General features: G+C 62.5%; 25 protein-coding genes and 1 pseudogene. 23 read left to right on the forward strand and 3 right to left on the reverse strand.

Features of this window, described 5'->3' with window-relative positions:
* Nucleotides 1-128: 128 nt before the first annotated feature.
* From JN302_RS39620 to JN302_RS11150, 16 genes are all read left to right on the forward strand, one after another.
* Nucleotides 129-263, forward strand: coding sequence for a hypothetical protein (locus tag JN302_RS39620; RefSeq protein WP_274609263.1), 135 nt, complete (start codon nucleotides 129-131; stop codon nucleotides 261-263).
* The gene (locus tag JN302_RS11080; protein ID WP_202332886.1) at nucleotides 250-582 is read left to right on the forward strand and encodes a hypothetical protein; all 333 of its coding nucleotides are present in this window, start codon (nucleotides 250-252) and stop codon (nucleotides 580-582) included. The genes JN302_RS39620 and JN302_RS11080 overlap by 14 nt, the downstream gene beginning before the upstream one ends.
* Nucleotides 583-1,197, forward strand: a complete 615-nt coding sequence (locus JN302_RS11085) for a phage adaptor protein (protein WP_202332887.1) — start codon at nucleotides 583-585, stop codon at nucleotides 1,195-1,197. It abuts the gene before it with no gap.
* The gene (locus tag JN302_RS11090) at nucleotides 1,194-2,657 is read left to right on the forward strand and encodes a hypothetical protein (RefSeq protein ID WP_202332888.1); all 1,464 of its coding nucleotides are present in this window, start codon (nucleotides 1,194-1,196) and stop codon (nucleotides 2,655-2,657) included. Before JN302_RS11085 ends, JN302_RS11090 begins: the two co-directional genes overlap by 4 nt.
* Nucleotides 2,658-2,672: 15 nt before the next feature.
* A complete protein-coding gene (locus JN302_RS11095; protein ID WP_202332889.1) occupies nucleotides 2,673-3,749 on the forward strand; it encodes a hypothetical protein in 1,077 nt (358 codons plus the stop codon).
* A 375-nt stretch (nucleotides 3,750-4,124) separates the two neighbouring features.
* Nucleotides 4,125-4,334, forward strand: coding sequence for a hypothetical protein (locus tag JN302_RS11100; RefSeq protein ID WP_202312124.1), 210 nt, complete (start codon nucleotides 4,125-4,127; stop codon nucleotides 4,332-4,334).
* A 298-nt stretch (nucleotides 4,335-4,632) separates the two neighbouring features.
* Complete coding sequence (locus JN302_RS11105; protein WP_202332890.1) at nucleotides 4,633-5,319, forward strand: hypothetical protein; 687 nt, start codon at nucleotides 4,633-4,635, stop codon at nucleotides 5,317-5,319.
* 352 nt (nucleotides 5,320-5,671) lie between these two features.
* On the forward strand, nucleotides 5,672-5,818 hold the full coding sequence (locus JN302_RS11110; RefSeq protein ID WP_202332891.1) for a hypothetical protein: 147 nt from the start codon (nucleotides 5,672-5,674) through the stop codon (nucleotides 5,816-5,818).
* 473 nt (nucleotides 5,819-6,291) lie between these two features.
* A complete protein-coding gene (locus JN302_RS11115) occupies nucleotides 6,292-6,639 on the forward strand; it encodes a hypothetical protein (protein WP_202332892.1) in 348 nt (115 codons plus the stop codon).
* A 4-nt stretch (nucleotides 6,640-6,643) separates the two neighbouring features.
* Nucleotides 6,644-7,078, forward strand: a complete 435-nt coding sequence (locus tag JN302_RS11120; RefSeq protein WP_202332893.1) for a hypothetical protein — start codon at nucleotides 6,644-6,646, stop codon at nucleotides 7,076-7,078.
* Nucleotides 7,079-7,161: 83 nt separating this feature from the next.
* Complete coding sequence (locus tag JN302_RS11125) at nucleotides 7,162-7,548, forward strand: hypothetical protein (protein WP_202332894.1); 387 nt, start codon at nucleotides 7,162-7,164, stop codon at nucleotides 7,546-7,548.
* Nucleotides 7,549-9,069: a tail fiber domain-containing protein gene (locus JN302_RS11130; RefSeq protein ID WP_202332895.1), complete on the forward strand. Its 1,521-nt coding sequence runs from the start codon at nucleotides 7,549-7,551 to the stop codon at nucleotides 9,067-9,069.
* Nucleotides 9,070-9,399: 330 nt separating this feature from the next.
* Nucleotides 9,400-9,945 (forward strand): hypothetical protein, encoded by a 546-nt coding sequence (locus JN302_RS11135; RefSeq protein ID WP_202332896.1) that lies wholly within the window; start codon nucleotides 9,400-9,402, stop codon nucleotides 9,943-9,945.
* A 229-nt stretch (nucleotides 9,946-10,174) separates the two neighbouring features.
* Nucleotides 10,175-11,629, forward strand: a complete 1,455-nt coding sequence (locus tag JN302_RS11140) for a hypothetical protein (RefSeq protein ID WP_202332897.1) — start codon at nucleotides 10,175-10,177, stop codon at nucleotides 11,627-11,629.
* A gap of 3 nt (nucleotides 11,630-11,632) precedes the next feature.
* Nucleotides 11,633-11,926: a hypothetical protein gene (locus JN302_RS11145; protein ID WP_202332898.1), complete on the forward strand. Its 294-nt coding sequence runs from the start codon at nucleotides 11,633-11,635 to the stop codon at nucleotides 11,924-11,926.
* 3 nt (nucleotides 11,927-11,929) lie between these two features.
* Nucleotides 11,930-12,781, forward strand: a complete 852-nt coding sequence (locus JN302_RS11150) for an ABC transporter C-terminal domain-containing protein (protein WP_202332899.1) — start codon at nucleotides 11,930-11,932, stop codon at nucleotides 12,779-12,781.
* A 10-nt stretch (nucleotides 12,782-12,791) separates the two neighbouring features.
* Here the strand turns inward: JN302_RS11150 and JN302_RS11155 are convergent, their stop codons facing one another.
* A complete protein-coding gene (locus JN302_RS11155; RefSeq protein WP_274609281.1) occupies nucleotides 12,792-13,661 on the reverse strand; it encodes an acyltransferase family protein in 870 nt (289 codons plus the stop codon).
* A 43-nt stretch (nucleotides 13,662-13,704) separates the two neighbouring features.
* On the opposite strand from JN302_RS11155, the gene JN302_RS11160 reads away from it, so the two are divergent.
* A complete protein-coding gene (locus tag JN302_RS11160) occupies nucleotides 13,705-14,907 on the forward strand; it encodes an IS256 family transposase (RefSeq protein WP_202310163.1) in 1,203 nt (400 codons plus the stop codon).
* Between the two features lie 64 nt (nucleotides 14,908-14,971).
* Here the strand turns inward: JN302_RS11160 and JN302_RS39790 are convergent.
* Nucleotides 14,972-15,178 (reverse strand): annotated as a pseudogene (locus JN302_RS39790) (acyltransferase family protein); the annotation flags it as partial.
* 102 nt (nucleotides 15,179-15,280) lie between these two features.
* On the opposite strand from JN302_RS39790, the gene JN302_RS11165 reads away from it, so the two are divergent.
* The 5 genes from JN302_RS11165 (at nucleotide 15,281) to JN302_RS11185 (ending at nucleotide 17,248) form a co-directional block, all read left to right on the forward strand.
* Nucleotides 15,281-15,961, forward strand: coding sequence for a glycoside hydrolase family 108 protein (locus JN302_RS11165; protein ID WP_202332901.1), 681 nt, complete (start codon nucleotides 15,281-15,283; stop codon nucleotides 15,959-15,961).
* A 1-nt stretch (nucleotide 15,962) separates the two neighbouring features.
* Entirely contained in the window at nucleotides 15,963-16,175 is a 213-nt protein-coding gene (locus JN302_RS11170) for a hypothetical protein (protein ID WP_202332902.1), read from the forward strand.
* Nucleotides 16,172-16,414, forward strand: coding sequence for a hypothetical protein (locus JN302_RS11175; protein ID WP_202332903.1), 243 nt, complete (start codon nucleotides 16,172-16,174; stop codon nucleotides 16,412-16,414). Before JN302_RS11170 ends, JN302_RS11175 begins: the two co-directional genes overlap by 4 nt.
* Nucleotides 16,415-16,610: 196 nt before the next feature.
* The gene (locus JN302_RS11180) at nucleotides 16,611-16,784 is read left to right on the forward strand and encodes a hypothetical protein (RefSeq protein ID WP_202312144.1); all 174 of its coding nucleotides are present in this window, start codon (nucleotides 16,611-16,613) and stop codon (nucleotides 16,782-16,784) included.
* A gap of 233 nt (nucleotides 16,785-17,017) precedes the next feature.
* Entirely contained in the window at nucleotides 17,018-17,248 is a 231-nt protein-coding gene (locus JN302_RS11185) for a hypothetical protein (RefSeq protein WP_202312147.1), read from the forward strand.
* 546 nt (nucleotides 17,249-17,794) lie between these two features.
* Here the strand turns inward: JN302_RS11185 and JN302_RS11190 are convergent.
* A complete protein-coding gene (locus tag JN302_RS11190; protein WP_202332904.1) occupies nucleotides 17,795-18,223 on the reverse strand; it encodes a DUF982 domain-containing protein in 429 nt (142 codons plus the stop codon).
* Between JN302_RS11190 and JN302_RS11195 the strand changes: the two genes are divergently transcribed.
* Nucleotides 18,222-18,758, forward strand: a complete 537-nt coding sequence (locus JN302_RS11195) for a FecR domain-containing protein (RefSeq protein ID WP_202332905.1) — start codon at nucleotides 18,222-18,224, stop codon at nucleotides 18,756-18,758. The two genes, JN302_RS11190 and JN302_RS11195, sit on opposite strands and share 2 nt — an antisense overlap.
* The last annotated feature ends 10 nt before the right edge of the window (nucleotides 18,759-18,768 follow it).

The following is an 18,768-nucleotide window of genomic DNA, read 5'->3' on the forward strand; positions in this document are numbered from 1 at the left end:
GTGTTGTTCGCGCGCACCGGACCGAACCGTTTCTATTGCGGGTTCGTTGCCGCAGTCGAATGGAGATCATGATGGACAAGGGTTCCGAACCTGCCGGAGGCGGGCCAAGAAAGGCCAGGAAGTTTCCGGTGAAGCTGCTCACAGGCTATTGGCCGCTCGGCGGGGGCGAAAAAATGCCGGCCGGTTCGGAGGCCGAGCTTCCGGCGGACGAGGCGAAGGATCTCGTCAAACGCGGCCTGGCGGCCCGCAATGACCCCCTGTGACGTCTTCGACGGGGACTGGCGATTGTTCAGCCACGATCCGCAGACCGGCGTCACGAGCTGGTGGCTGGATCTCGGCAACGGCACGGCGGTCATCCGCACCGACACGCCCGTCGATGAACTGCTGGACGAGAACGCCGAGGCCTACAACGACAGCCTGGGCCGTCGCTTCGGCGATGGGAAGGTCGTGGCCTCCATCCCGCTCAACATCTACCACGACCAGCTTGCAGAGGCCCACCGGCAAGGTGATCGCAACTATGTCAAGCGATGGCTGAACGACGCCGATCACCAGAAATTCCGCAAGTTCAGAGGGAACGTCTAGATGGCCATCCAGACCCTTGGCGACCTCAAGGCAAGCATAGCCGACTGGATGTTCGACCGGCAGGATCTTGCCGCCGTCGCCGGCGATTTCGTCACGCTCTGCCAAGCGGATCTGAACCGGGTGCTGAGGACGCGCCGGCAGCTCACCAGCGCGACCTTGACGCTTGGCAGCGACGGAGAGGCGGACATTCCCGCCGACTATCTGCAGTTCCGCGAGGTCACGGCCATCCTCAATCCCCGCCGTGTCCTCGAATTCGTGGCACCTACCTATCGAGATTGGGCATACCCCTACAAGTTCGCCGATCTTCCCAATGTCTTCACGATCTCGGGTGCGAAACTGATCGTGCGGCCGAAGACGAGCGCCGACATCGGCTTCGAGTATTGGGCCAAGCTGCCCGAAATGGTCGACGAGACGGACAGCAACTGGCTGCTGCAGGAACATCCCGGCCTATATCTCTACGGCTGCCTGAAGCATGCCAGCATCTATATCGGCAACCAGGGGCGCGCGGACACGATGGCCAATGCGCAGGCCGGGCTTATCGATGTTCTGGTGGCTGACGACAGGCTGGGCGTGTATTCGCGCGCCAGCGCACGCATGTCGAGGCGCGGCCCATGATCCCCTTCGCCACCTACGCGCCGGATCGGTCGCCTTTCGATCCCGAGGCGACCGATTCCCTTGAAAACGTCCTGCCGATCCAGGGCGGCTATGGGCCGTTCCCGTCGTTTCGGGCGCTGTCGCAGCCTCTGCCCGAGCGTCCTCAGGGGTCGTACCTCGGCTATGTTAACAACGGCAACTACGTGCTTGTTGTCGGCACCAAGACCAAGCTTCTGATGTTCGACGGCACCACGCTGACGTGGACCGACGTTTCGAAGCCGGGCGGATATTCGACCGCCGACAGCGAGCGCTGGTCTTTCGCTCAGTATGGCTCGTGGCTGATCGCAACCAACAGCGTCGATCCGGTCCAGTACATCGACCTCAACAGTCCCGTTCAGTTCGCCGACCTGTCGGCCGATGCTCCGCGCGCAAAATTCGTCGGCACGATGGGCGATTTCGTCATGCTGTCCCACCTCAACACGAACCAGCGCATGGTGCAGTGGTCGGGGCTCAACCAGCCGCAGTTCTGGTCGCCGCGGCAGAGATCGTCGGACTTCCAGGCCTTCCCCGACGGCGGCGAGATCATGGGCTTTGCGGGCGGCGTCAATGGTTGCCTGATCTTCCACGCCGAAAGCGTCAGGGAAGGCAATCTGGCGCTGGAAACATCCATGGTCATGACCTTCAAGCAGACGCTGACCAACCACGGATGCATGGCGCCGAAATCCGTCGTGGCGACCGGCAGCGGCATCTACTACCTGTCCGATGACGGCTTCTATCGATACGGCATCCCGCCCGTCGGCATCGGGGTCGAGCGCGTCGACAACACCTTCATCGACGACATCTCCCGGCAGGAAATCTACAACGTCTACGGTTCGGAGGATCCGAACAGGAAGATCGTCTACTGGGCCTATCGCTCGATCGCGAACACCTTGGAGAACTCCTACGACAAGGTGCTGCTCTACCACTACGGCGTGGATCGATGGAGCCTGCTGAAGCCGAACAGGATCATGACCGGGCTGATCGACGCGACGACGCCTGGCTTCACGCTGGACAGCCTTTCGAGCCTCGGAATTCCGCTCGATCAGTTGCCCTATTCGCTCGACAGCCGCGCATGGAGCGGCGGCACGCCGACGATTGCTGCTTTCGATACGGACTGGCGGCTCGGCTTCTTCTCCGGCGATCCTCTGCAGGCTGTGCTGCAAACCGGGGATGTCGAGTTGACCAGCGGCAGCCGCACCATCGTGACCGGATTTCGGCCGCTCTGCGATGCTTCGTCGGTTTCCGGCCGTTCCGCTGCCAAAGACCGCGCTGGCAGCCCGCGAAACTGGAAAAATCCGGCGGACGTTTCGGCAAAGACCGGCCTCATCCCGGCGAGGACAAGCGGGCGTTTCCACCGTTTCGAGGTGACGGTGCAGGCCGATCAGCCATGGTCGGCCATCCACGGCGTTGACCCGGAGGGCCAGCCCGAGGGACAGCAATGATGTTTCGGAGAGTGAATGATGGCCGGTATTCTTGATCTTCTGAGCGAACCGATCGATGCGCCGATCGACTATTCGCCGCCCGGCAGGGCGCCTCGGAATTATGTGCCCGGTGTGTTGGAGGCATTGGCGGCGTCGCGCGGCAGAAATGCCGTTTTGAAGGCCTACGAGCCGACCAAGCGCGAGTGGATTGGAGACCGCGTCTTTGACGCCGCCAGGGCTGCGGGCTTCAGTTCTTCGAAAGCCCATGAAATGCGCAGCAACGTTGGCGCCGTGATCGATCTTGTTCCCGGAGCTGGCGCTCTATTGGCGGGCGAAGACGGCGGCCGTGCCTACAATTCCGGCGACTATCTGGGGATGGCAACGGCGGCAATCGGAGCCATACCCGGCGGCAAGCTTGTCGGCAAGCTTGCGAAGAAGGCTTCCCCGACCGTGGCCGCCAAAGTGACAAACGATGTCATCTCGGAACTGCCGATGGACGAAGCAAGCCGGATGGCGCGGGCCAAGGCCATGGGTTATTCCGACGATGTGTTCTGGCGAGGAGAGGCTAACGGGAAGCTGCCCAACGAATATCCGAGCGGCGCGCATTTCTCGCGGGACAGAGAATACGCCGCAGGGTTCGCGCAGAAGGGCGGCCAGCCTGACCCGCGTGAATTCAGGCTTGACCTCTCGAAGGCGTTCACGATCGGCAGGCCGATGACGGCGGGAGAGTACGGCCGGCTTGTCGAGAGTGCTATGGCGCATGACCCGCAACTTGCCGCGCAACTGGCCACACAGTTCGAGCGCTCGCCGGAATATATGGTCGGGTTCGGGAAGGCGAGGCCGGATCAGATGATTACAGATGCGCCGGGCGCTACCTTGACGCATGAACTTGTATCGAAAAGCCGCGCCCTTGAGAATGTGTTCAGGGACGCGGGCTTCAACGCGATCGATTCAGGCCGGGACGTTCGAAAGCTTAACGGGTTCGGGATCAGGTCTGCTCAGGCCGCTTTTGACCCCGGAAAGGCAGACAAGCGAGGAATTCTTCTATCTCTTGGGGCGTTAGCTCCAGGGCTTTTCGGGCTGGCGTCCCGCCCTGATCCCAATCAGGACTGACATCAGGCTCGAAGCCCCCCCCGTATCTTTCTGCATGTCGTTCGCAATAGTAGTCCCAGATCCATTGTGGGCCATATAGAGCGTCTTCCCGAGGACAGGTGGCCTTTTCTTCTTCCATGGCGTCAATCGCTTCCTGTAGTAGCCTCTTGTCCATCAAGAACGATGCGCGGTCTATATCGACCTTATTGCCGGAAGCCGCGAGGATGTAGGTGTGGAACACTATCTTTCTCCGAGCTGTTGCTCGCTGAAATCATATCAGATTCCGGTACAGAAAGCGATGCCAGAAACCGGCGCTACCGGACTGCTCGCGCAGCTTCTGCTGAACCAGCCAGCTCAAGACGACAGGTAGGCTCATGAGCGGCAATTTCGTCTCCTATGCCTGCCGGGCTGATCGGCGCGCATCTGACGACGACGGGCAACACGACCGTCTTCACCGCGGTCGGCTATGTGCAGGTGATCGGCATTCGTCTGGCCAATATCGCTGGATCGAACGCGGTCGCGACGGCGAGCCGGTTCAGTTCCGGGGTCAATGACCAGTATCATCTGCTGTTCCAACACGCCGTGCCGGCCAACGAACAGATGTGACTGCCGCTCGAGGCCATCGCACTCTACGAGAACGATCAAATCCGAGTGCAGGCCGAGACGAAGATCCTCTGCAAGCCGTGGTGCGACCGGGTATCGAGCTGACCAGTGGGACGCGGAGCGTCGTGACCGGGTTTCGGCCGCACCGGAGCTCGGGATCGTGCCGGCGGTCAAAGAAACTGGAAGCGGCCGCTTCCACCGCTTCGAGGTGACGATCCCGGCCGATCAGCCATGGTCGGCCATCCACGGCGTTGACCCTGAGGGCCAGCCCGAGGGGCAGCAATGATGTTTCGGAGAGTGAATGATGGCCGGTATTCTTGATCTGCTGTCCAAGCCGATCGATGCGCCGATAGACGTGTCGCCGCCCGGAAGGGCGCCTCGGAACTATGCGCCGGGCGTGCTGGAGGCATTGGCGGCGTCGCGCGGCAGAAATGCCGTTTTGAAGGCCTACGAGCCGACCAAGCGCGAGTGGATCGGAGATCGCGTCTTTGACGCCGCCAGGGCTGCGGGCTTCAGTTCTTCGAAAGCCCATGAAATGCGCAGCAACGTTGGCGCCGTGATCGATCTTGTTCCCGGAATTGGCGCTCTACTGGCGGGCGAAGACGGCGCCCGTGCCTACAATTCCGGTGATTATCCGGGCATGGCGATGGCGGTTGCCGGCGCGATACCCGGTGGAAAATTGTTCGGCGGGCTCGCGCAAAAGGCCGTCCCAGCCATGGCCGCCAAGGTGTCGAAGGACGTCATATCGGAACTGCCGATGGACGAAGCGAGCCGCATGGCGCGGGCCAAGGCCATGGGCTTCATGACCGGGCTGCCGGTATATCACGGCAGTTCGGCCAGCTTCAGCGCTTTCGATCCAGCGCAAAAAGCTCGTACGACTGGTGCAGCACCGGCACGTGAGGCAACCGCCTGGGTTGCTCTAGACCCAGAGACTGCCGGCGACTTCGCTCAGTTGGCGGAAAAAGCGAATCCAGGGTCATCCCAATAGATTTATCCCCTGCTTCATCGGGCGGATCGACCTGTGGCGGTTCAACTAGACGGAGATGAGACGAACCTGGAGGTTGCCGGGACATTGAGGGACCTTTTCGAGGCCGGTCATGACAGCGTGATGCTCAAAAACTTTACCACACCCAGTGGTGAAAAGGGAAAGAAAATCATCGCTGTACGAGATCCAAACCAACTTCGATCACGGTTCGCGAGGTTCGATCCCGCGAAGCGTTTCGTCCCCCGATCTGCTCGCCGGACTGAGCGGTTTCGGCGCCACCGGACTGCTCGGGCTCATGGTGAACCAGAACGCCCCGGTCGAAAGGCAGGAACAATGAGCGGCAATTTCGTCTCCTATGCCTGCCAGGCTGATCGACGCGCATCTGACGACGACGGGCAACGCGACCGTCTTCATCGCGGTCGGCTATGTCCAGGTGTGTGGCCAACATCGCTGGATCGGACGCGGTGGCGACGGCGAGCTGGTTCAGTTCCCGGGCCAATGACCAGCATCATCTGCTGTTCCAACACGCCGTACCGGTCAGCGAACAGATGTGACTGCCGCTCGAGGCCTTCGCACTCAACGAGAACGATCAAATCCGAGTGCAGGCCGAGACGAAGACCCTCTGCACGTGCAACCGGGATATCGAACTGACCAGTGGGACGCGGAGCGTCGTGACCGGGTTTCGGCCGCTCTGTGACGCTCCCGAGATTTTCGGCCGCACTGAAGTCCGGGATCGTGCCGGCGGTCAAAGAAACTGGAAGAACCCGGCCAACGTTTCGACAAAGACCGGCCTTCCCGGGCGGGGCAAGCGGGCGGTTTCCACCGCTTCGAGGTGACGGTGCCGGCCGATCAGCCAAGGTCGGCCATCCACGGTATCGAACCTGAGGGGGCAAGCGACGTCAAAACCCGGCGCTCCACAGGACTGCTTGCGCAGCTTCTGCTGAATCAGCCGGCTCAAGATGACAGGTAGAGTCCATGAGCGGTAACTTCGTCTCCAATGCCTGCCGGCTGATCGGCGCCCATCTGACGTCGACGGGCAACACGACCATCTTCACCGCGGTCGGCTATGTGCAGGTGATCGGCATTCGGCTGGCCAACGTCACCGGATCGAACGTGATCGCGACGGTGAACTGGTTCAATTCGGCGGCCAATGATCAGTTCAGGCTGCTGTTCCAGCACGCGGTACCGGTCAACGGCCAGGTGTGGTTGTCGTTGGAGGCATTCGCGCTCAACGAAAGCGATCAAATCCGGGTGCAGGCCGGAACGGCAAACGCACTCGACGTGATCCTGTCGATTTCCGAGATCCCTGGCCGCAGCGGGTGACCTGATGGCACTGACTATTCGTCTCTCCACGGACATGAGCGTCGCGGAGATGACACCTCTATGGCCGGATGTCATCGCTTGCCTGGAGCGTTACTGCCGCCGGTTCGGGACCTATGAGACCGTCTCGAACATCGTCCGGGAATGTGCCCAGGGCCGCCGGCAGCTCTGGCTGGTCTTCGACGAGGCGGGCCAGGTGATCCTCACGCCGATCACCGAGATCGTGACGATCGACGCGACGGGGAAGAAGCAACTGCTTCTGGCCGAGGTCGGAGGGCGGCGGTTGCGCGAATGCATGCCGCTGCTGAAGGAAATCGAGGAATGGGCCGCGCGTGAACACGGCACGACCGAATGCCAGTTGGTCGGCCGCAAGGGCTGGAAAAAACTGCTGGAGCCGCTGGGCTACGCCGAAGCGGCTGTGATCTGGCGAAAGGGACTTTGATGAGCAAAAGCACGACTTCGAAGCAGACGAACGAACCCCCGGTATGGGCGAGGCCACTGTTGGAGAAGGCCGCGTCGGAAGCAATGAACCTCTACAATTCGGGCGTCGGCCATAATGTCTACAACGGGCCGACCCAGGCGCCTCTGTCGAGCCAGACGCTGGGCGGCATGAATGCGCTGATGGCCGCCACTGGTGGAACCGGCAAGCCCATTACGAACGAATCCATCAATGCGCTGATCCCGAGCGCCGACATCAAGGCCCAGATCGAGGCCATGAAGCAGCGCAACAGCCAGCTTCCGATGTCGCTGCCCCGGCAGAATTCCGACTCGATCCCGGATTGGGTGCTGCTCGGGGCCAATTCCGACGATCTGGGCACCAGGCTCAGGGCGACCCAGTGGCTGCAGCACAACCGGCCAAAGATGGGCTACACCACCAGACAGGTCTACGGCGGCGGCAGGGGAGGTCGGTAAATGGGCAGCACCACTACGCAGGGCGGCAACAAGGGCACTGCCTCGAGCACCAACACCGGTTCCCCGGTATGGGCGCGAAGCATGGGAAAGCCGGTTCAGCCCGGTACGGCCGCCTACAACACCATGAACACGCAGCTTCAGGCCGGCCCTATTCAGGCCGCGAACGATGTCATAAGCAACCGCGGCATCGGCCAGACTGCGCAGAATGTCATCGGCGACGTCATGGGCGGTGTCGGCGCCAACAACTGGATGAACCAGGCTGCGGCTGTGTTCCAGAATCCCGGACAGATCGGGTCCGGCCAGTTCAACCAGATCTACAACAACGCGCAGAACGTCGGGCAGATCGGCACCGCCAACCTCGAGCGGTTCATGGGACAGGCCGGAAACGTGCGGCAGATCGGCCAGCAGAACCATCAGAACGTGTATGACCGCGCAGGCCAGCCGGGCGCGGCCGAGCAGTATCTGGGCGGGACGGCCGGAGGTCAGTATCTGGGCGGCTCGCCTTATCTCGACGACATCGTTGCCAAAGGCTCGCAGGATGTTGCCGACCAGACGAACCAGATGTTTGCGGCGGGCGGGCGTTATGGCTCGGCCGCGCATCAGGGTACGGTTGCAGATGCTGTCGCCAGCAACGCCAGCAACCTGCGCAACCAGAACTACCAGGCCGAGCGTGACCGGCAGGTGCAGGCGGGCGGCATGCTCGAAAATGCGCAGCAGGGCCGCCTTGGCATCCAGAGCGGCGCGGCCGGCGGCGTTGCGAACGTCCAGGATCGGAACGTCGGCAACCGGGTGCAGGGCACTCAGCTCGGGGCGAACATCGCCAACCAGATTGCCGGTGTCCAGGGCCAGAATATCGGCAACTGGCTCCAAGGCCAGAACCTCGGGCTCGGGGCGGCGCAGGGAGCGGCCAACACGCAGGGCCAGAACATCAGCAACAGGCTCAACGCGGCCGGGCAGCTCGGGGGCCTCGGCCAGCAGGCGATGGGCAACCAGTTCGACGCTGCCGGCCTCGAAAATCAGGGGATGAGCAACATGCTGAACATGATCGGCCAGTTGTCCGGCATCCAGAACAACAAGGTGTTCGATGCGAACCAGCAGATGGGCCTTGGCGGCGCGATCGACAACCGTACCCAGCAGGGCCTCAACGACCTGATCAACCAGTGGCAGCAGACCGATATGTCGCCCTGGGCGAGGATCGGGAGCCTGCTGACGACCGGCACGGGATCGGCCGGAAACTGGGGCACGCAGACATCGACACAAACCCAGCCGGTCAATTTTGGCGGCATCCTCGCGGCTTTGCTCGGCGCCATTCCGAAGGCCTCCGACCGCCGCCTGAAAGAGGATATCCGCCGGGTCGGCATGCTCGACAACGGCCTGCCGGTCTATGCCTATCGCTACAAGGGGCAGGCGACCACTGAAATCGGCCTCATGGCCGACGAGGTGGAAGAACGCCACCCCGAGGCCGTCGTCGATGCCGGCAGCGGCTTCAAGGCGGTACATTACGATCTGGCGGTGGGGTAAGTCCGCCGGCTCGCTCGATCCTGCTCGCGAACCCGATGCGCTGTTGGCTGAGCCGAGTGGCGGCAACCGGCGCACGAGCCCTCTGCGTTGTCGTGGCCGGCCCGGAGCGCGGTACGCGAAGCTTGGCGCGGCCAGAATCAACTCCACAGGCCCAGACCATGGTCCACCCGCCGCCGGACCGGCCGGCGCCACCGGTTTCCTCGGCCGGATGATGGTCGAGAAAGATGCTCGGAACCAACGATCGCAACTTCGACGAACGATGTGAGGGTGACCTCGATGCCTGATTTTCGTGACTTTCTTCCGGATCCGGGTCATCGCCCGGAACTTGTCGTGCCGCCAGTTGACGGATCAATCGGCGCGCAACCGCCCGACGCGGCCAGCGGACGGGTTGCGCAAGCCTTCGAGACGGCCCTCGGGGGCGACCTGGCCGGCCGTTTTGCACGCGATCGGGTGACCGCATTCGCGCAGAGCCTTGCGGAAGACCAGATGGCCCTGTCGCAGCCCTTGCAACCCGATCCATGGGGAGGGCTGCGCGATACGCCCGTAGCGCCGGAACACGGCGGTCCGACGCGTTTGGTGCCGGAGCAAGGCGAGGCAGCCCCGTCGCAGGATGGCGGCTGGGGATGGCGCGAACTCCTGGGAGCGTTGGCGCCGGCGATTGCGGCAGCGGATCCATGGGGACGCAACCAGGGCCTGGCGAGCACGCTCATGCAGCAACAGCAGGATCGCCGGCAGGACGTGATGGCCGCGCGAGGGCAGAACAAGACACGCGACTGGCTGATCGCCCAAGGCATGGACGCGGGAACGGCGGATCTGCTGGTGAGCGACCCGACATTGCTGCGCCAATGGTTCAGTGAGCGGCAAAGACGAGGCTAAGCAGGCTTCGGAAAAGTGTGCCACGGCTTTCCGACAAACAATTTGCGGCAAAGAGAAGCGACGACATCAGGTGATGTGCGGGCGAAGCCAAGTCGGCCGCACCTGAGGTCGTTCGCCGGGCCGCCGCACAGTCGACGCAGCGCCGTGGCCCGGATAGTCGCCCTCGAGTTCTGACCCCAACCCCTTGCCACTGTGATCTTCAGCGGCACCCATCGATCAGGAGCGCCGAATGGCTGGAAGCCTATATAGCTGGAGCCTGACGCCCGGCGACAACGACGACGCCGACGGCGATATCAATTGGCTGGAAAACCAGTTCCCCGACTCGGTGAACGACAGTGCCCGCCAGATGATGGGGCGCATCGCCGAATGGCGTGACGACATCGCCGGGGCGCTGTCAGCCGGCGGCACGGCCAATACCCGCACGCTCACCGCGCGGTCGGCCTTCGCGTCACTGGCGAACGGGCGAATGGTCACGTTCCGCTCCGGCCTCGCGAACACGGGTGCGACAACGCTCAACGTGAACGGTCTTGGCTCCAGGGCCATCCGCAAGATGGGGCTCACTGGCGATGTGGACCTGTCGGCAGGGGATCTGCTGGTCGGCGGTGTCTATGTGGCAATCTATTCGGCGTCGGCCAACAGCAATGCCGGCGGCTGGCTTCTGATGGCGCCCTACACCAACGATTTCGCGCAAATTTCGGCATCAGGCGCGACGATCGGCAACGCCGGATTCGGCAGCTATTCCGCCGCCCCGATTTCGTCATTGGTTCCGGGCACCACGTTGGGATCGCTGATCGAAGGCTGGAACGCCGGCCATCTGGTCCTAGGCATCCGGGACAACGACGCCAACGATAGCGTCTCCGTCGTCTCATTCAACGGCACCGGGAACTATTCGAAGCTGGTCGCGGCCTTCCGCGCGAACGGTGCTGCAATACTCGATGCCGTTGCCGCTTCCTCACTCGCCGTATCGGGCGCGACGACTTTCAACGGCGCCGCGACGTTCAATGCCGCGTCCACGCTTGGCGGCAACAAGGTCGATGCTTTTCCCGCTGGCACACGCATGCTGTTCCAGCAGACGGCGGCCCCTACGGGCTGGACCAAGGATACGACCTACAACGACCGCGCATTGCGCGTGGTGACCGGGTCGGTATCGGCCGGCGGCGCGGTTGCATTTTCGACCGTTTTTTCCAGCGCTCGTTCGACCACGAATGCCACGCAGAGCGGCACCGTCGGTAACACGACTCTGACCGCCGCGCAGATGCCGAATCACACCCATGGTCCGGGCACACTGACGGGCATGGCAGCTAACGCTGGCGCCCATACTCATGGGCCTGGGACGTTGGCGGGCGCGACCAACGTGGCGGGCGCCCACACTCACGATGATCTAGGGAACGGCTATTTGTTCAATACCGGAGTCGATCCCACCACCAGCACAGTTGCCGGAGCGAACACGTCGTTCGGCTCTATTCCTTCGGCCGGTGCGCACACTCACACCGTTAACGTCAGTGCCGGGACTACAGGCAGCGGCGGCGCTCACACCCACACTGTGGACATCAATTCGGGCACTACGAATTCTGCAGGTTCCGGTGGAAGCCACACCCACACCTTCACAGGCGATCCGCATTCGCACACGATGAACCTGCAGGTTCAATACGTCGATGTCATCATCTGCGAAAAGGCGGCTTGACCCATGCACCTTAGAGTCGGCGATTTCTGCCCCCTGATCGGCAAGGACTGCATCCAGCTCCAATGCAAGTTCTTCTGCAAAATCCAGGGCAAGGACATCAATACGGGCAAGGATGTGGAGGAGTGGAACTGCTCCATCGCCTTCCTGCCGCTCCTCCTGATCGAAAACAGTGGCCAGCAGCGCCAGACCGGGGCTGCCGTCGAGAGCTTCCGCAACGAGATGGTGAAGGCCAACGAGACGAGCCACCAGGTACTGCTGGCGCAGATGCGGTCCTCTACGCCAATGATCGAGGGCTAACCGATGCCCTCGATCTTCTCTGCTGACTGGCGGAACGAGGTCAATGCCGAACTGGCCGGCAAGCAGCCGCTCCTTGGGTCGAGCTCCTCTATGGCGATAGCGCAAGCCACGATCGGGACCGGAGCGTATGGCAGCTACAACGGCGCGCCCGTCTCGGCGCTGGTTCCCGGCTCGACATTTGGTGCTCTGATCGAAGGAGCAAGCGTTGGCCATCTCGTTCTTGGCATCCGGGATAATGATGTGAACGATAGCGTCTCGATCGTTTCCTGTGACGGGACCGGAGCCTATTCGCGACTGGTGGCTGCTTTCCGGGCGAGTGGTGTGGTGGTCGTTCCCAGTACTCTTATGGTCGGCACGGTGAGCACGACGGGCGCTAGCTACGGCAAGGACATTTCCGCAACTGCGATCCGCAGTTCGCGAACGGAAACTTCGACGGTCCAGCACGCGCAGTTCTACAATCCGAACGGCTTGGTCGGCAGCATCCACACCAACGCGTCTGCGACGGCCTACAATACGTCGTCGGACGATCGACTGAAGGACTTCCTGGGGACGTTCGATCCGGTCGAGGCTATGGCCGTCATCCGCGCTGATCCCACCTGCAAGTTCGCATGGAAGGTTGACGGCTCGGTTGCTGTCGGCTGGGGCGCTCAGTCGTCCTATACGATCTCACCAGACCTTGCATCGCCTGGCGTCGGAGATCCGGGCGACGACGACTACATCCCGTGGGGCATGGATCTGAGCAAACGCACCCCGTACCTCTGGGCGGTAATTCCGTGGCTGGCCGACAGACTTGAGGCCGCAGAGGCCAAGATTGCGGCCCTGGAAGCTCGAATTGCTGCCCTCGAAGCGGCCTGACCCTTGATCGCTATGCTGGAACGCGGCAGCGTCGGAGGCTCTCGTAAGCTGATCTCAGCCAACGCGTAGCCGGCCGCTCGACTAGACGATGGACGAAGACAGACGCAACGGTTGCGGCGCAAACCGTAGCCACCAGCAGAGGCCATGCCAGTGGGCCGGCATCGATGCCAGCACGACCAGCCGCCAACAAAAGCGTCCGGATGCATAGAGGATGGATGAGGTAGAGAGCGTAGGACGCGTCCCCCAGGGTGATGAACGTGTTCTGTCCAAGCCGGGGCTCAACCTTGCCGAGCGTCAGGCCGCCAACGACCATGGCCGCCGGGACCCCCCATACAAAGAGCCGGTTTTCATCGGTGATCGACGGCATGCCGGGGGAGAAGAACAACCATGCGCCAACCAGGGTGATGATAGCGCCTGCCCATTTCGGTACAGAAAACCCCGAGCGGGCAGCCATGCCGATGAGGACGCCCGCCAGGAATTCCATTATTATGGGCGTTGTCCAGAAGTGCAGTGGCGTGCCGAGATCGAATGTGTAATGCGTTAAGACGAACCCGACGAAGGCCACGGAGAGCAAGGCGAGAGCGCTGCCGCGGCTAACCAGTAGCGCTAGGGCGAACAGCACGTAGAAAAGCATTTCGTAATTGAGGCTCCACCCCTGCCCAACGATCGGTTGGACGTCCGGGCTGTCCGGCCGGACGGTGGGGATGAAGAAGAAGGATCGGGCAATATCGGCGGCGGAGTAGTTTGAAGCGAGCCCCGGCGAGACCTGTATGATGCCCAGATAGAGCGCCGTCACTAACCAATAGAGCGGCACAATTCGGATGAGGCGGCGAGCCATGAAGTCCGATGCAGCCCCGGGCTTGGCGGGAGTGTCGAAAATTTTGTGCGTGAGGCCATGATGATGGAAAGGAGAGAATCATCACATGGCTATCGAGAAAGAACTGCTGGATCAGCTGCTTGCCGGTCGTGATCCGAGGGATTTGTTTGCCAAGGACGGTCTGCTCGACGACCTGAAGAAGGCGCTTTCGGAGCGCATTCTGAACGCCGAGCTCGACGAGCACCTGGCGGACGAAGGTGCCGACGGCAACGCCAATCGCCGCAACGGGCATTCGAAGAAGACGGTGCTGACGGGGACGTCACAGATGACGCTGGCGATCCCGCGCGACCGGGCCGGCACCTTTGATCCGAAGCTGGTCGCCAAGTACCAGCGGCGGTTTCCCGACTTCGACGACAAGATCATCTCGATGTATGCGCGCGGCATGACGGTGCGCGAGATCCGCGGCCATCTGGAGGAGCTCTACGGCATCGAGGTCTCGCCGGACCTGATCTCGGCGGTCACCGACGCGGTGCTGGAGGAGGTCGCCGAATGGCAGAACCGGCCGCTGGACGCGGTCTATCCCGTCGTCTTCTTCGATGCCATTCGGGTCAAGATCCGCGACGAGGGCTTCGTGCGCAACAAGGCGGTCTACATCGCGCTCGGCATCCTGCCCGACGGCACCAAGGAGGTCATGGGCATCTGGATCGAACAGACCGAGGGCGCCAAGTTCTGGCTGCGCGTCATGAACGAGTTGAAGAACCGCGGCGTCGGCGACGTCCTGATCGCCGTCGTCGACGGGCTGAAGGGCTTTCCCGAGGCGATCAACGCCGTCTTTCCCCAGACCGTGGTGCAGACCTGCATTGTGCACCTGATCCGCCATTCCCTGGAGTTCGTGTCGTGGAAGGACCGCAAGGCGGTCGTGCCGGCGCTCAGGGCGATCTACCGGGCCATGGACGCCGAGGCCGGCCTGCAGGCCCTGGAGGCGTTCGAGGCCGGTCACTGGGGCCAGCGCTACCCGGCGATCGCCCAGAGCTGGCGGCGCAATTGGCAACAGGTCATTCCGTTCTTTGCTTTCCCTGAGGGCGTGCGCCGCATCATCTACACCACAAACGCCATCGAGGCGCTCAACTCCAAGCTGCGGCGCGCCGTCCGAACCCGGGGCCATTTCCCCAATGACGACGCCGCCATGAAGCTGCTATATCTGGTTCTGAACCACGCGGCCGAGGAATGGAAACGACCGCCGCGCGAGTGGTTCGAGGCCAAGACCCAATTCGCCATTGTCTTCGGCGAACGGTTCGTCGGTCGGTGACGAAAACGGGCCTCGCGCACAGAATTCCTGACAGTCCCGGCTTGGCGAAAGCATCGAACTGAGTCCATGCCATCACAAATCCGCTGATCACGAAGAACACGTCGACGCCGGCCGCGCCGACTACCAAGCTCGGTAGGCTGTCGCCGACCCCGAAATAGCGCTGTAAATCCTGCTGGCCATGGAAGGCGGCAACGGCGATCGCCGCCAGCGCGCGCAATTGCTGGACTGATACGATTGTCCGCTCGGGACCAGTCAAAATAGACCGATCCACGCGCCCGCGCCTCCGAAGGCCATGAGCAGCACCAGTGCCGCTACACTTGCTGCGAAAATCACAACCACCCTCTTCATTCTTGCCCTCATAAAGGAACGCAACATGGACCGCAATTTCGCGGAAGCGCTAAAACTCGTCCTGACGCACGAAGGCGGGTGGTCGGACCATCCAAAGGACCCCGGCGGCGCGACGATGAAGGGCATCGCGCTCGCGACCTTCAGGCGATATGTGAATCCCAAGGCCGGCAAGGATGATCTGCGCAACATCACCACCGTTCAGATTGCGGACATCTACCGGCGCCACTACTGGAACGCGGTGGCGGCCGACGATCTGCCCGATGGCGTCGACTATGCGGTGTTCGACTTCGCGGTGAACAGCGGTCCGGACCGGGCGGCAAAATATCTTCAGGCGGTCATCGATGTGCGGCAGGACGGCAAGATCGGTCCGCAGACACTGGCAGCAGTTGAAGCGGAGCCATCCGGCACGGTGATCCGAGAGCTGTGCGACAGGCGAATGAGCTTCCTGCGCAGTCTGAAAACGTGGCCCACATTCCGCAAGGGGTGGACAGCGCGCGTCGAAGGCGTGAGGGCCAAGGCGGTGGCGATGGCCAGGGCAGGAGGGCCGGCCGCGGAGGTCGCGTCGCCGATCCAGGAAGTGGCAACCCCCGACAGCCTGCGGTCGTCGCAACTCGAAACAATCGATATTGCCGAGCCCTCTTTGTCTCCGCGGCCCAAGGGCTGGCTATCCCTGATCCTCTCCCACTTCATATCGAAAGGAGCCTGACATGCAGACCAAGCGTTGGTGGCAGTCCGTCGCCGTGTGGGGCGGCGTGCTGTCGATTGCAACAGCCCTGGGCCTCGCCGGCATTACCTTCGACCCGGCAAGCGGCGACTTCTCGGGAAACATCTACACACTCTGGGGTTCGATCACGGCGTTTTCTGGCGGTGTCATGGCGATCGTCGGCCGGCTGCGGGCTGTCACGAGGATCGGCAAATGATCGGATTTACCGGCTATCTCTTTGCCGCCGGCGCAGCAATCGTCGCGCTGATCGGCGTTGTGGTGAAGTCGCGCATCGACGGTGCCAGGCTTGAGCGTGCCAAACACGCAGCCGAAGAACTGCGGGCCGCCGAGGATCGCCTTGAAATGGGGCGCGAAGCCACCGGCGAGGAACGCAAGGCGGCAGCCATGTCCGATGCGGAAGCCAGGCGGGAGGCTTTGAAATGGGCGCGGCACTGAAGCTGATCGCAGTTCCTCTGGTCGCGTCCTCGCTTGTCGTGGGCTGCTCCGCAACGACCAGGACGGCGAACCCCCGCGGAGTCTGGTGCGATCACAATGAGCCTCGGCGCGATGCGACGGTCGACACGCCTCGCATCGAACTCGACCAAATCAACAGCCACAATGCGAAGGGCACTCGCTGGTGCGGGTGGACACCATGAACCCGCTTGTCGACAAGACCACCACCGGCGTGGCGGCAGGAGCGGTATTCTCGCCATGGTGGCTCCCCTCATTGGCCGAGGTGTCCCATACAGCGGCGCAATTGTTGCCTATCGCAGGCCTGCTGTGGATCCTCGTGCAGTTCCTGGTGCTGATGCTGCGAAGGAAATGAGGCGCCCCAGACCTCGCCGGTCAAAACCGTCGGCTGCCCGAAAGGCTGTTTTGACGGACCGGAAAGCCCTCGGAGCATCATCTCCTCCACTAATCAGTGGATAAGTCCGGGCTTGTCTTGTCGCCGGGTAACGTTTTGCGGTGCTGCCGAGGAAAAAGTGATTCGGGGGGCTTGCAAAAGACACATTGGAAGCAGAACTTACGCCCGCTTAGGATTACTGAGGGGCAATCCGAATGCGTGATCAAATGTCGCCGGCAGATGCCGGCAGCGCGTTGGCGGATACAACGCTCATCGCAATGGAACTGCATGAGGCTCTCGGTTCGGTCGGTGCGCCGGCGCGGCTGATGTCGATCGTGGCAAGCTGGATGCTGACGCAGGACGATTCCGCAACACTGGAACTCCTGCGCCAGTTCAACGCATCCCTAACCCCGAAGCAGCCGGGCCCTTGGATCGGTCGAGCCTGAGCGTCGAAAGGGCAACGACGAGTTCACGGCGCGGCCGGGAAGCCGCAAGACAAGGATGACGAACTCGGCTATCGCAGTCGTTCAAGCGGTCGGCCGCAGATGACGTTTCGACCCTTCGTTCTTGCGTCGCTCCGATGTGCCGGGCGCTGATCGCGAGGCGACGAGCCACACGATGCAGTTCGGTGCCCTGGTGAGGCTTTCGAGGCTTCGCGTAGCTGGCAGGGTGCGCAATTCGCCTCCAACTCCGGGAGGACGAAAGCCGGATGGCCGGGTCGCCCGACCCCCGATCAGATGGGGTCAGGCGCTTGCGGACCGACGGGGATTGAAGACCGTGAAGCCCAGGGCGACACGATCCATCTTATGCGGAGCCTGAACCCGCGTCTTCTTGAAAGGCGAGCCACCGTCATTTCTTGGAATCGGATTTTCCCAAGGAAAAGAACGACCCCGACATTTCGGGTCGCTCCGGCCCGCGGCAACCCGATCGCGTCCTCCAAATGCGCCTGTTCCGCTTCTTGTCGAGCCGATCCGCCGGCGCGCCGGCCGAACCTACTCGACCAGAATGCGCGCTTCGCGCGCCGCTGCGGCAAAGGCCTCGCGCGCGATGTCGGCAGCCTTCGTACCATGCAACACGTCGAGGCAGGAATGGCGCGCCTCGACGTATTTTGCGGTGCCTTCGTCTGGCCAGTGGTGATCGAGAATGATCATCGCCTGCCTTGCGCTCGATACGTTTCTGATCTCGCCGGTAAACCCGACCGCAATGGATACCGGCTTGGCAAACCATCCTTCATTCATGACAGGACCCCGCCTCAAAGCTTGGCTCATGATGAACGCGTGTTGCGAAACGAGGTTGCATGCTCTCCCAAATGTGGCCTTGCGCAGGCCTCCTGAAGCGCTTAGCCCTTGAACAGACCCGGATGCCGGCTTGCCACGCGAAAGGCTGGCCGGATGGGAGGCGCAGCCCGAAGGAGCAGCCATGACAGTTGCGGCTCGATGTTTGCGTGGCGCGACAATGGTCGCCCTTACCCTGTTTTTGAGGCAAGGCGACGGCTTCGCCCAATCCACCGACAAAGGATGCCTGCTCGAAAGCGTTCCAGGGACATCCCGACGCGTTCTCCACTGCGATCGCGGCTTGACGATCACCGTGGAAGGCGGAGCCAGATACAGGCTGTTGGACCGAAATGGAGACGGCTCGACGGACGGTGTCGCCCTGAACCGCAAGGCAGTGTTGATCGACGCTCCGTCGAGTGCGGCCCTGCGCGGTTTCGAGGTGGTCACCCCGCAGGCCATCGCAGCGGTTCGCGGCACCCGATGGGCCGTCGATGTAGCGCGGGGCAAGACGTCGGTCTTTGTCGTGAGGGGGGCTGTCGCCGTGCGCAGGCCTTCTTCGGGAAACAGCGTCGTCCTCGGCCCGGGCGAGGGGGTCGATGTCGATACGGGAACAGTCCCTCTGGAGGTGCGGCGCTGGCCGGTTGCTCGCCGTGACGCCTTGCTCCGGCGGCTCGGCCAGTGATCGCCTGAGC

Source organism: Mesorhizobium sp. L-8-3 (assembly GCF_016756615.1).
Classification (GTDB): domain Bacteria; phylum Pseudomonadota; class Alphaproteobacteria; order Rhizobiales; family Rhizobiaceae.